The organism is Rhodocytophaga aerolata, assembly GCF_030503435.1.
Lineage (GTDB): Bacteria > Bacteroidota > Bacteroidia > Cytophagales > 172606-1 > Rhodocytophaga > Rhodocytophaga aerolata.
On record NZ_JAUKPO010000029.1, the window covers coordinates 41,151 to 54,907 of the forward strand.

Consider the following 13,757-nt stretch of genomic DNA (forward strand, 5'->3'; position numbering starts at 1 on the left):
TGATATTATTGCTTATATTTTATAGCAGTTTGGGTTCCATGCTGCATGGTTTTATGTTCAACTTGCAGCTTTTTGCACCAATCAAGAGACAGAAGCGGATAGGCCTGCTGTCTAAGTTAAGATCCGGAATATGTATAAATTTTGTTTAGTCAGCGCATGGTTTTGCCTCATTGCTGTAATCCGAACAGTGGCTCAACCAAGTCAAGCAGATAGTACCAGTTTACCACAGGCAATATCTAGCGCCAAGCAGTTTTATCTACAAAAAACTCAAAACCAACTGCATTTATACAACGGGGTGGAATATATTACAGGCACTGAAGGCTATGTAAAAGGGCACCCCTATTTTAACTCAGATGTAGCAGAAGAAGGCACTATTTCTTACGACAACATTGTATATGCTCAGGTGCCCCTCCAGTACGATATTTTCAAAGATGAAGTAGTGGTGGAACACATGGATAACGGGCATAAAATTAAACTGCATAGCCAGAAAATACAGCATTTCTCATTGGGTGGCCATACCTTTGTCCGGATTCAACCTAACAACACAGCAACTTCCACTATCCGGCCCGGTTTTTACGACAGACTTTACGCAGGCCACGTTACCTTGTATGCCAGGCGAGTGAAGATAGCGCAGCAGGCCACCAGGGGCGTAAGCAAAGAATATCTTCAAAAAAACAGTTATTTCATAGAAAAAGACAACCAGTTTTATCCGGTAAAGAATAAGTCATCCGTACTGCGGGTGTTCAACGATCAAAAAAAAGCCCTGCAACAATATTTAAGAGAAACCCACATGAAGTTCAAGCAAGATCCGGAGTATGCCATGGCCAAGCTTGCCGAACAGTATAGCCAATTAGTAAAACCTTTATGAATTATTTCAACCGCCTAGTTCTGTTGCTGGTTAGTTTATTTCTTTTCTGTAACGCTGCCTTGTGTCAAACTACCAATACTCCGCTCATCAGCGGCGATTTTGTTGATGTATCCTTCAGGCAATTTGTAGACGAAGTAGAATCCAAAACACCTTACTTTTTTTATTACGACTCTGCACATACCGACACCTTGCGCGTAACTATCCGCGTGCAGGAAAAACCGCTGAATACCGTACTCAGGCAGTTATTTAACGGAAAAGAGCTGTATTTTGCGATAGATGCTCAAAACCGGGTATACATTAGCAAAGGCAATGTTATCCGGACAGAATTACCCATTGGCTTTTTTGAAAATACGGAACCAGCTTCGACTACCTATGATGTAGCAGCCCTGGATTACCTGGAAGATAAAGAAAAATCAAAGGTACAGGCTTCTCTGGCAAACAAGTTATATGAAATTGGTAAAAAAACAGCCTCCATTCAGGAAGGGAGAGCTACTATTTCAGGGCAGATACGGAGTGCAGAATCCGGAGAGCCAGTTATTGGGGCTTTGCTTTTTATTGAGCAGCCACGTATTGGTGTGGCTACTGATCAACTGGGAAATTATTCTATTACTTTGCCTAAAGGACGCCATGAACTGAAAATAAAGAATGTGGGAATGAAAGATACCCGCCGGCAAATAATGCTCTATGCTGACGGAAAACTGGATATTGAACTACAAAATGAGGTGGTTGCCCTGAATGAAGTTGTGGTGCAGGCAGAGAAAGATAGAAATGTAACGAGCGTACAGATGGGCGTAGAACGGCTGGATATTAAAACGATTAAACAAGTACCCACCGTTTTTGGGGAAGCCGATGTTTTGAAGGTGGTTCTTACATTACCTGGCGTAAAAACAGTGGGAGAGGGCAGCAATGGATTCAATGTACGTGGTGGGGCTACCGACCAGAATTTGATTTTGTTTAATGAAGCTACCATTTATAACCCCTCTCATCTATTTGGCTTTTTTTCTGCCTTCAACCCCGATATTATTAAAAATGTAGAATTATATAAAAGTGGCATTCCGGCAAAGTATGGAGGCCGCTTATCGTCTGTTTTAGAAATAAACAGCCGGGATGGAGACAAGAAAAAATTTGCCGGTTCAGGAGGTATTGGATTGATTACGGGCCGGCTAACTTTAGAAGGGCCTATTATTAAAGATAAAACTTCTTTTATAGTTGGGGCACGCTCAACGTATTCTGACTGGTTGCTAAAACAGCTGCAAAATGCCAGTTTCAACAGAGGGTCAGCTTCTTTTTATGATGTAAACCTGCACATCAGTCATGAAGTAAATAAGAATAATAACTTGCATTTTACCGGGTATTTGAGCCGCGACCGGTTTCAGCTTGGCAATGATACCTTATATGGGTACCGGAATCAGAATGCTACTCTTCGATGGGCGCATATTTTCAATAACCGATTAAGCAGTGAATTTACAGGTGGATTCAGCCGGTATCAGTATGATGTATCGAGTGACAAAAATCCTGTAAATGCGTACGATCTCTCTTTTGAAGTAAATCAATCCAGTCTGAAAGCTGATTTTAGTTATTTCCTGGCCGAAAGGCATAATATTGATTTTGGCGTAAGTACCCTGTATTACAAACTGTTCCCAGGAAGTTATTTACCCAAAGGCAGTGAATCGTTTATTTCCCCAAATATCGTAGAGCCGGAACAAGCCCTGGAAAGTGCCCTCTATGTTAGCGATGAATTTGAAGTTTCTCCTAAACTCTCGGTAAATATTGGTTTGCGGTATTCGTTGTTTAATTACCTGGGTCCGAAAAATGTGGCGTATTATCCCATAGGTATACCTAAGGAAGAAGGAAACAGCATAGATACCATTGCCTATACCCGCGGAGATTTCATTAAAACCTATCATGGGCCAGAATACCGGCTTTCTGCCAGGTATGCATTAAACCAGAGTACTTCGCTTAAAGCCAGCTATAATAAAATGCGCCAGTATATGCATATGCTCTCCAATACGACGGCTATTTCACCCACCGATATATGGAAATTGAGTGATGTACATGTCAAGCCTCAGATTGGCGACCAAGTGTCAGTAGGCTTATATAAGAACTTTTTCTCTGGAGCCATTGAAACATCTGTAGAAACGTACTATAAAACCATGGCTAATTTCCTGGATTATAAAAGTGGGGCACTCCTGATATTAAATCATCATATAGAAACGGATATTATCAATGCGGAAGGCAAAGCCTATGGAGTGGAAGTAATGGTTAAAAAGCCGGCTGGAAAACTGAATGGGTGGATGAGCTATACATACTCACGGTCTTTGTTGCGGGCAAATGATCCAGTAAATGCAGAGGTAATTAACCAGGGCGAATATTACCCTAGCAATTTCGACAAGCCCCACGATTTTACCTTCATTGGCAATTATAAATTCAACAGGCGCATCAATGTATCCCTGAATTTTACCTATAGCACCGGAAGGCCTATTACATTGCCTCTTGCCAAATATAGTCAGGGAGGTGCACAACGTATTTATTACTCTGATCGGAACCAGTATCGCATACCGGATTATTACCGGGCAGATGTAGCTATGAATATTGAAGGAAGTCACAAAATAAAAAAACTGGCTCACAGTTCCTGGACAATCTCAATCTATAATGTAACTGGTCGCAGAAATGCCTACTCTGTATACTTTACCTCAGAAAGGGGATCTATTAAAGGATACAAGCTTTCGATTTTCGGCATGCCTATTCCAACAGTTACCTACAACTTTAGATTTTAGTTAGCACATGCAAAAACCGCTATTCAGCTATATATGTGGATTAGTACTAGTCTGGCTTACGGGAAGTTGTGTAGAGCCGTATCTGCCGCCACCTATTGAAGCGCCTGAAGGATTATTGGTGATAGATGGTTACCTGAACAGTGGAATAGGTGAAAGCCAGATCCGGCTGAGCCGTACCCAGAACCTGGCAGATACCAGCGTTGTAAAGGCAGAAGTATCAGCAAGTGTCTTTTTTGAGGGAGATAAAGGAAGTAAATATCCACTGACGGAGAAAGGGAACGGACTATATACCCTCGAAAGTATACAACTAGAGAATAGTGAAAAATACAGACTGAAAATTAACACGAGTAATGGTCAGGAATATGAATCGGAGTATGTAGCAGTCAAAGCTACCCCACCAATAGATTCGGTCAGCTGGAAAGTAGAGAATGGCGGTTTACAGCTGTATGCCAATACCCATGATGAGCAAAACAACACCTGGTACTACCGCTGGCGCTTTGAGGAAACCTGGCAATATACTTCAGCTTTTGAATCTACCATGGACTTTGTCAACCGGCAACTAGTGCCCAGAAGTGAAGACATCTACCGGTGCTGGCGCACAGAACCTTCCACCAACATTATCATTGGGTCATCTACCCGCCTCACCCGGGATGTGATCCAAGAGTTTCCTTTGCAGTTTCTGCCTTCCGATTCAGAAAAGCTAGGCATCCGCTACAGCATCTTGGTCCGGCAATATGCGTTGAGCAAAGAGTCCTATGAGTATTTGCAGAAGTTAGAGAAGAACACAGAGAACTTAGGTACCTTATTTGACCCGCAGCCTTCCCAGCTGACAGGCAACCTGCGTTGTGTGAGTGATCCTGCCGAGATAGTCATCGGCTACTTTGATGTGTTAGCTGAGCAGCAGCAGCGCATCTTCATTGGCAAAGAACAACTGCCTGCCTGGGCGGTTACTACCGGCTATGAAGCCTGCCGAAATGATACGGTAGATATTGAAAGTCCTCCCCGTCCTGGAGAAGCTCAAATACCAAATGGGTATATGTTTATAGAAAGAAGATTGTATATAAAAGTATTTGATGATATGGGCAACATTATTAACCGGCCAACCATTGGTGCCGTTATTTCTACAACTAACTGTGTAGACTGCCGCACCAGAGGCACGAATATAAAACCCGATTTCTGGCAATAGAAATTCGGGAAAATACACTATTTAAATATATTAGGATGCTACCTAAAAATTATGTTTGGCTATACATACTGCTGCTCTTTATTAGCAGCTGTGTAGAGGAGTATCTGCCACCACCCATTGAAGCGCCTGAAGGGTTATTGGTGATAGATGGTTACCTGAACAGCGGGCAGGAAGCCAGTACAATTGTTCTTTCCCGTACGCAGAATCTGGCAGATACTGTTAATCCCATAGCTGAAACAGGAGCCAGGGTTATTGTACAAAGTGAACAACAGGAGTCATACCAGTTTATGGAAACCGGCAATGGGGTGTATACACTGCCGGCTATAAATGTAGTTAGCGGACAAAAATACCGGCTTCAGATACTAACTGCCTCTGGCCAGGAGTATGAATCGGAGTATGTAGCAGTGAAAGCTACGCCTGCCATCGATTCGATCAGCTGGAAAGTAGAGAATGGCGGTTTACAGCTGTATGCCAATACCCATGATGAGCAAAACAACACCTGGTACTACCGCTGGCGCTTTGAGGAAACCTGGCAATATACTTCAGCTTTTGAATCTACCATGGACTTTGTCAACCGGCAACTAGTGCCCAGAAGTGAAGACATCTACCGGTGCTGGCGCACAGAACCTTCCACCAACATTATCATTGGGTCATCTACCCGCCTCACCCGGGATGTGATCCAAGAGTTTCCTTTGCAGTTTCTGCCTTCCGATTCAGAAAAGCTAGGCATCCGCTACAGCATCTTGGTCCGGCAATATGCGTTGAGCAAAGAGTCCTATGAGTATTTGCAGAAGTTAGAGAAGAACACAGAGAACTTAGGTACCTTATTTGACCCGCAGCCTTCCCAGCTGACAGGCAACCTGCGTTGTGTGAGTGATCCTGCCGAGATAGTCATCGGCTACTTTGATGTGTTAGCTGAGCAGCAGCAGCGCATCTTCATTGGCAAAGAACAACTGCCTGCCTGGGCGGTTACTACCGGCTATGAAGCCTGCCGAAATGATACCGTAGATGTTATGGACATACCTCCTTTGCCATCTGGCTATATGTTTATTGAGAAGCAGTGGTTTTATAAACCCATTACAGGACCAGTAAGAGATCCTTCAGCACCTTTGTTTGTCTATACAGAAGGAGCCGTTATTTCACCCATTAGTTGTGTAGACTGCCGCACCAGGGGCACGAATATAAAACCTGATTTCTGGCAGTAAGTTGCCTTTAATAAAGTATATGAACCAGACCATCCTTACCCGCATACATTTAATCTTCTTTCTCATGGTCAGCTGCGCTGCAAACCTGTTTAGCCAGACGGATGCATCAGAGGAGGTAGTTCAGAAATTTAATAACTATAGCCGGCAAGCTTTACAAGAGAAATTATATATTCATACAGATCAATCGGTTTACCTCACCGGCGAATTGCTCTGGTTTAAAGTTTACTATGTAGATGGCACCCTACATCAACCGCTAGACCTAAGCAAAGTAGCTTATCTGGAAGTACTTGACCAGGATCAGCGGCCAGTATTGCAAGCCAAAGTGGCTTTATCTGACGGGAGTGGGAATGGTTCTTTTTTTCTGCCTGCTTCCCTAAACTCCGGGAATTATCTGATCCGGGGATATACCAACTGGATGAAAAACTTTGACAAGGCATATTTCTTTGAAAAACCAGTAACTATTATTAATACTTTCCGGCAGATAGGTGCCTTGCCAGTAAAAGATACGTTGCATTATGAGGTGCAATTCTTTCCGGAAGGAGGGAACCTTGTTGAAAATATAGCCAGCAAAGTGGCCTTCCGGGTAACTGATCATTATGGAAAAGGAGTGGGCTTTAAAGGTGTAGTGCTTACTGCCGAAAACGACACGGTTGCCAGGTTTCAGCCACAAAAATTCGGCATAGGTCATTTTTTATTTACTCCACTACCTGGCAATCAATACAAAGCTATACTCCGGCTTGCCAACGGAAAAGAGCTTATCCAAAAACTGCCTGAGATACATTCTCTGGGTTATACTATGCAACTGGAAGAATCAGCTGCAGGAGAGATAAACGTAACTGTGCAGGTTGCATCCACCACTCCGTTGCCGCATGTCTATTTACTTGCACATACCAGGCAGCAAATAAAGATCGCACAGAAGCAAGCATTACAACAAAACACTGCAACCTTCACTTTTTCAAAACAAGTATTGGGAGACGGTATTTCACACATCACTATTTTCAATGCAAGCAACCAGCCTGTTTGTGAACGTTTGTATTTCAAAAGGCCGGAACAAAAACTGGTAATTAGTGCTAAAGCTGATCAGGAAATACATAGCTCCCGTAAAAAAGTGGTGTTGGATATTTCTACCCAGCATACATCTGGCAATCCGCTTGCTGCCCAATTATCGGTAGCCGTATACAAAACAGATACTCTGCTGACCGGGGATAATCTAACATTGCCGAGTTATCTCTGGCTCAGCTCTGATTTAGCAGGAAAGGTTGAGTCGCCTGACTACTATTTTACCGAAAATGGTCCACACGTTCAGCAGGAATTAGATAACCTGATGCTGACACATGGCTGGCGGAGATTTAGCTGGCAACAAATGATGAAAGGAGATCGCCTGTCTTTAAAATATATTCCTGAATATGAAGGCCATCTGGTTCAAGGCCGTATAATTCATACAACCCAAAATACACCTGCCGCCAATATATCTGCATATTTGTCTGTTCCGGGAAGATATCCTCAATTATATATAGCTCAAAGTGATTCGGCAGGGGAATTATTGTTTGCTGTCAAAGAGGTATATGGTGCACGGCAGCTTATTGCCCAGACAAACTCCCAACGGGATAGTCTATACCGGATAGAATTGAAGTTACCTTATTTTGAAACAAGTTCTTCGTGGCAACTACCTTATTTTTCATTAGCAGCGCAGACAACAGATGCCTTGCTTACCCGAAGCTTGAGCATGCAGACCCAGAATACATATTTTGCTGGGAAAAGAAATCATTTTACTGCTTTTCGTCCGGATACAGCCACTTTTTACGGGTCACCAGATGCCAGATACCATCTGGATGAGTACACCCGGTTTCCGCTGATTGAAGATGTATTGAAAGAATATGTGCCAGGTGTGCAAGCCAGAAAGCGGAGAGGCAACTATTATCTGGAAGTGTTAGACTTGCCTCATAAAATTAATTTTACGGATAATCCCCTGGTTGTAGTAGATGGAGTACCTGTATTTGATATGAACCGGCTTATGTCATACAATCCCTTTAAAGTAAAGCGGCTGGATGTTGTTACCAGGAAGTATTACCTGGGGCCAGAATCGTTTAGTGGCGTGTTGGGTTTTGCTACGTTTACAGGAGAAGTGGCCGGTTTGCCTTTAGACCCAGGAGCAGTTATTCTAGATTTTGAGGGCTTACAACAACAACGGGAATTTTACGCACCCTTGTATGATACTCCCCAGCAGCAGGAAAACCGCTTGCCCGACTTTAGACATTTATTGTTCTGGTCGCCTACAGTAAAAACCAATAAAGATGGTAAGACTCAACTGGCGTTTTACACATCTGATATGGAAGGGGAGTATACTGGTGTATTGGAAGGTATAACGCCGGATGGTAAGATAGGGCATTCAACCTTTACAATTACCGTGCAGCATCCTCCTAAATAAAACGGCGAATATAAGAGTTAACGAGCCATTTATCCTCGGCTTTATATTTATTAATCATTGTTTAATTGAATTACCATCATCATACTTATTATTCTCATAAATACATTTACTGGAATATAAAAGGTTTGCGTTTGAGTAAGTATCTATGAATGATGCTTAAACATATACAAAAAGGCTGCTTAGTTAAGCAGCCTTTTTCTTATAAATGTGGCCGATGTATTACCTTACATCCCACCAAAGTTTATTAGTAAGCACGTCTTGGCCAATAGCTGAAACAGCTTGTGCATAGTTGGTTGGGTTCAGCGTTTGTTCTAATACTGGATAGGTAAACCGAACAGGTACCGATGCTACAAATGCGTCGGCCGGGGCTTGTAATTGCGGAGAGTCTAATCTTCTCCACTCTGTCCAAGCATCCCAACCCCGGTTATAGAGGGCAATCCATTTCTGTTGGCCAATTTTCTCCCGGAAAGTAGCGCCAGATGTCAGGTAGTTTACTTCAGGTTTTAATAGATAGGTAGCCGCATCAATTGCTGTTCCCCCCCAATCTAAGATAGAAGCTGTTACAGCTGCATTATAATGTTCAATAGCTGTACCACCTACATTGAAACCTCTTTCTGTTGCTTCTGCTAACAAAAATTCAACTTCTGCATAGTCTAACAATACGCCTCTGAACTCAGGATCAATGATTTCTTCGGCAGGTTTAGAGAACAGCGTATAGTTGTTACTTGTACCATATGTACCTCCTACATAAGCACCATTGATTGGTGTAAAGTAGAAAGGTAAACGTGGGTCGCCAAGAGCATTCATTCTATTTACCAGTGTATTAGCCACTATAAAATCCTGACGTCCGCTCTGTACCAAGTCAACCCAGATTGGGTTTGTATTGGGTGGTGCAGGAAGATATTGGAAAATGGCATTGTCATCATTAGAAGTAAATACATTGGGTGCGGCTTGTTCAGCTAACGTTTGTGCTTTCGCAGCATCTACATCGGCAATCACCATGGCCATCTTTAGTTTTAAAGAATTGGCAAATTTTACCCAGCTAGCTATATCGCCACCATAAATCAAATCGCCGGTGCCAAAACTGTTGGCAGACTCATCCAATAAGGCAATAGCTGCATCCAGTCTGGTTAACAAATCATTGTATACAGTAGAAGCATCATCGTACTTTGGTGATGGAATGGTGTAGTCTAGGGCCTCTGTATAGGGGATATCACCAAATGTATTTACCAGCACTTGCCAGGCATACACTTCCATAATTTCGATCTGAGCCAACTGGTTTTGTTTCAAAGCTTCGTCTACAACAGATTCGTCTGCTTCCAAAATAGTGCGGGCCTCTTTCAGGTCTCTCAGGACTGATACATACAATGTATTCCAGAATGTCTGCGGAATATTCCGGGTATTCAGGTCATATCTGGGTTCATCGGTGTAAGTAGTAGTTGTCCAGTGTTGAGCAAGTAAACGAAACACATTATCGTTTACACTAGTGCTGGTCATAATATCCGTCAGGTTTTTCTGTGCATTAGAAAACAGTGTAACTGCCGGAACTTCCGTGGCACTTTTAGGATCTGTGTTGAGCTCTGTCAGATCATCCTGGCAGGCTAACGTAGAAAATAAAAATATAAATACTATACTAAGTTTTTTCATGGCAAATAATTAGAATCTTAATTGAACATTAAATCCAAGGTTGCGGGTAGTAGGATAGCTACCTACCTGATAGCCTTGCAGGTTACCAGAGCTTAAGCCATCTTCAGGATCAGCATAAGGCAGTTTTTTATGGAAGATGAACAGGTTTCTTCCGATAACTGATACATCAATACCACGGAAAGGCTGAATTCTGTCTACCCAAGCTTGTGGTACAGAGAAGGTTAAGTTAGCTTCTCTCAGTTTAATGTAGCTGGCATCATACACAAATCCGGCTGCAGGATTTCTGGCATATCCGAAAAGGCCATAGTTGGTAGCACTTACTCTTCTCTCGTTTGGTGTGCCATCTTCTAGTACGCCAGGTACAATATATCCGCCACCGTTGGCAATGCTATTTCTTAAGGGATTGCCCAGGTCGTTTAAGCCGGCTGTTTCAGGATAACCACCGGTAGCCAGGCCATAATACATATCCAGTGAGAAAACATCGCCGCCTTGTCTGGTGTCAATTAAGAAACTCAACGATACATTTTTGTATCTCAACGTATTTTGAATACCGCCAATCCAGTCAGGGTTGATATTTCCGATGATTTCATTGGAAGTAGCAGAGCGGGCATAGTATCCGGTTGGTAACACTATTTTCTCCCCGTTCTCATGATAGACAAAGTTCTGTCCTCTGATTGTTCCATAAGGTTCGCCTAAAGCAGCATTGATAGATACACCACCCTGGAAGTTACCCAATGGAAGGTTAGTAATACCTGGATATAATGCTTTTACTTCGTTTCTGTTGCGGGTCCAGTTCACATTTACAGTCCAGGTGAAAGATGGTGTTTTGATAGGGGATACAAAAGCAGTAACCTCCCAGCCTCTGTTTTCAACATCACCAGCATTGATATATCTGGACGTATACCCGGTAGCTCTTGAAATACCTACAGGGATGATCTGGTCAACTGTATTTTGCTTATAATAAGTAACGTCAAATCCTAAACGGTTATCCAGGAAAGCCATTTCTACACCAGCCTCATAACTTTTAGTACGTTCGGGCTTTAACTCAGGGTTATTTTTTATGTTAGGTACGGAGAAAAGAGGTGTAGAGCCAAAACCTGTTGGTTTATCAAAAACATCCAGAATACTTTGAACAGGAGCCGTATTACCCACTTCAGCATAGTTCAAACGTACCTTTCCGGCAGTTAACCATGGCGTGTTTTTCATCAATTCAGAGAAAACGAAGCTGGTAGATATAGAAGGGTAATAATATACATTTGCGCCAGCAGGTAAAGAAGATGCTTCATCTCTTCTGGCTGCCAGATCCAGGAATATGAAATCTCTGAAACCTATGGTAGCACTGGCAAAAATACCATTTACCTGAAGGTCGGAATAAACTTCTTCAGGCGCTTCAATTGGATTCAACGAGTTTGATAAAGAATATAAATTAGGTACAACCAGACCACCATTGGTTTCTGCGTAAATAGATTCAATCGTTGTTCTCCGGATGTTGGTACCAATTACACCTTTCAAATTAAAGCTTTCAGAAAGGTCTTTATTCATGTTCACTAACAGATCGTAGTTGTATTCGCTGAAGGTACGGTTGAATCTGGAATACTCAGAAGGAGAGAGGCTACCCACAGCATATCTTTCTTCAGCCATAAAATCGTTTCTGTCCAAAGATATACGTCCCAATACATCAATCCAGTCGGCAATTTTGTAGGTTAAACTCACATTACCAAAATATCTGGAACGTACGTCATTCTGATAATTTTCATAACGAGTCCAGTAAGGGTTATCCCAGTATATCGGCACTGGATTATCAGACAGTGGATTTGCCCAGTTCCAGGTTACGTTTTTGCCTGACCGGAAATACGCATCTTTCTGCTCTAGAATGTCTACGTTTGTTTGCCACCACTGACGCATATTGGTAGCAATGTTTTTATCATCATAGCCAGTACCATATCTACCCAGACCCTCAGTCAGGGTGAAGTTGATGGAGGCGGAAGCGGTTAATTTATCCGTTACATTGTAGCCAGCGCCGAAGTTGATAAAGTTTTTCTTTAGTTCACTGTTTGGTAAAATGCCTTGTTCGGTATTTCTGCCATAACCTAATTTGAAATATCCTTTGTCGCTACCACCATCAACCATAATGCTGTGAGAAGAGGTTATAGAGTTTTTAAAGAATTTGATAGGATCATTCGCAGGAGCAACCCAAGGAGTAGGGGTTCTGTAGAAAGGAGAAGTAGGATCAAAGGCATTCCACTGGTATACTGACAAGTTTGGATCGAAAGGACCACCATAAGAAGCATCTTCAGTGGTAGGTACAATTAAATCTGTGATTCCATCTCCATTTACGTCTGCTTCATTAAAGTAGGCATCTTCATTTGGTCCGTAGTAAGCACCGTAGCCGCCTCCATATTGTCTCTGGAAGGTAGGAAAAGTATTTTTGTTAAGCATACCTACGGTCATACCTGAATTAACAGTTACACCCAAGCCTTTTCTACCTTTTTTGGTGGTAATCAAAATCACACCATTGGCGGCCCGTGAACCGTACAACGCAGTAGCTGCAGCACCTTTCAACACGTTGATAGATGCAATGTCGTCCGGATTGATATCTGCTGCTGCGTTACCATAATCGTACCCGCCGCGGCCCGTTACCTGGCTACCTCTCTGAGAAACAGCATTATTACTGTTTACGTTAGAGTTATCTATTGGCACGCCATCTACAATAAACAGTGCCTGGTTATTACCAGTCAGTGATTTGTTACCACGGATAACCACGTTGGTAGATCCACCCATGTTATTGTTTCTGGTAATCTGCAGACCAGCTACTTTGCCTGATAAAGCATTCACAAAGTTGTTTTCCCGGACTTTAGCAATAGATTCGCCACTTACTTGCTGGGCAGCATAAGGTAATTCGTTTTTGGTTCTTTCGATACCCTGCGCAGTTACGACTACTTCACTGAGTGCTTGCACATCAGAAGCCAATTGAACATCCACCACGGAACGGGTGCCAACAGGTACTTCCTGTGTTTGTAGACCAATAAAACTAAAAATCAGCGTAGCATTGGTCGGTACGCTGATACTGTAGCCTCCATCAGCACCGGTTGTAGTACCCGAGGTGGAGCCTTTTACTAAAACGTTTACACCAGGTAAAGCTGATCCATCCTCCGTGGATGTTACTTTCCCTGTAACTGTTCGATCTTGCGCCTTTAGGTGGTTGGTTAAGCAGGCTAACAAGATGAAACTAATCAGTAGAATCCTTTTCATCATGGTTTTTGGTTTTGTTTAATAAAATAAATTTATTCTAAACTTCAAACATAATTTATTTTTATTACATGGAAAAGTGCTGAATAAAATTTCTGTTAATTAATTATTTGCAGAATATTTTTAGTCCCTGACTGTTTTTATACTTTTTTGGTGTTTTGTCTATTTCAAAGAATGTTTTCTTGTATTTTTTGATTATTAAGCAGATAGAGAAAAAAATATAGGAAAATATATTCTTTGGCAGGTTTTACCATGTAGAAATAAATTGTATGCTTATTTATAGTGTAAAAAATACACTTTTGTGAGTAAATATTACTTATATCATAGCCGATAAAGTGCCTTGAGAAATGGAAGGATGGTTACTTGATAACCAAATAGAGGGCAAAACCGCCCTACG

General features: G+C 42.2%; 7 protein-coding genes. 5 read left to right on the forward strand and 2 right to left on the reverse strand.

Going from position 1 to position 13,757, the window contains the following annotated elements; translation table 11 throughout:
* Positions 1 to 130: 130 nt before the first annotated feature.
* Genes Q0590_RS29095 through Q0590_RS29115 form a run of 5 tightly spaced genes read left to right on the forward strand, consistent with a single transcriptional unit; the run spans position 131 to position 8,464 of the window.
* A complete protein-coding gene (locus Q0590_RS29095; protein WP_302041168.1) occupies positions 131 to 868 on the forward strand; it encodes a hypothetical protein in 738 nt (245 codons plus the stop codon).
* Positions 865 to 3,645 carry a TonB-dependent receptor gene (locus Q0590_RS29100; RefSeq protein ID WP_302041169.1) on the forward strand — a complete coding sequence of 927 codons (2,781 nt, stop codon included), beginning with the start codon at positions 865 to 867 and terminating at the stop codon, positions 3,643 to 3,645. Before Q0590_RS29095 ends, Q0590_RS29100 begins: the two co-directional genes overlap by 4 nt.
* A 7-nt stretch (positions 3,646 to 3,652) precedes the next feature.
* Entirely contained in the window at positions 3,653 to 4,831 is a 1,179-nt protein-coding gene (locus Q0590_RS29105; protein WP_302041170.1) for a DUF4249 domain-containing protein, read from the forward strand.
* Positions 4,832 to 4,866: 35 nt separating this feature from the next.
* A complete protein-coding gene (locus Q0590_RS29110) occupies positions 4,867 to 6,036 on the forward strand; it encodes a DUF4249 domain-containing protein (protein ID WP_302041171.1) in 1,170 nt (389 codons plus the stop codon).
* A gap of 19 nt (positions 6,037 to 6,055) precedes the next feature.
* Positions 6,056 to 8,464 (forward strand): hypothetical protein, encoded by a 2,409-nt coding sequence (locus Q0590_RS29115; protein ID WP_302041172.1) that lies wholly within the window; start codon positions 6,056 to 6,058, stop codon positions 8,462 to 8,464.
* Positions 8,465 to 8,683: 219 nt separating this feature from the next.
* Here the strand turns inward: Q0590_RS29115 and Q0590_RS29120 are convergent, their stop codons facing one another.
* Both Q0590_RS29120 and Q0590_RS29125 read right to left on the reverse strand, forming a co-directional pair.
* Positions 8,684 to 10,111 (reverse strand): SusD/RagB family nutrient-binding outer membrane lipoprotein, encoded by a 1,428-nt coding sequence (locus tag Q0590_RS29120; protein ID WP_302041173.1) that lies wholly within the window; start codon positions 10,109 to 10,111, stop codon positions 8,684 to 8,686.
* Positions 10,112 to 10,120: 9 nt separating this feature from the next.
* Positions 10,121 to 13,366, reverse strand: coding sequence for a SusC/RagA family TonB-linked outer membrane protein (locus tag Q0590_RS29125; protein ID WP_366970535.1), 3,246 nt, complete (start codon positions 13,364 to 13,366; stop codon positions 10,121 to 10,123).
* Between the last annotated feature and the right edge of the window lie 391 nt (positions 13,367 to 13,757).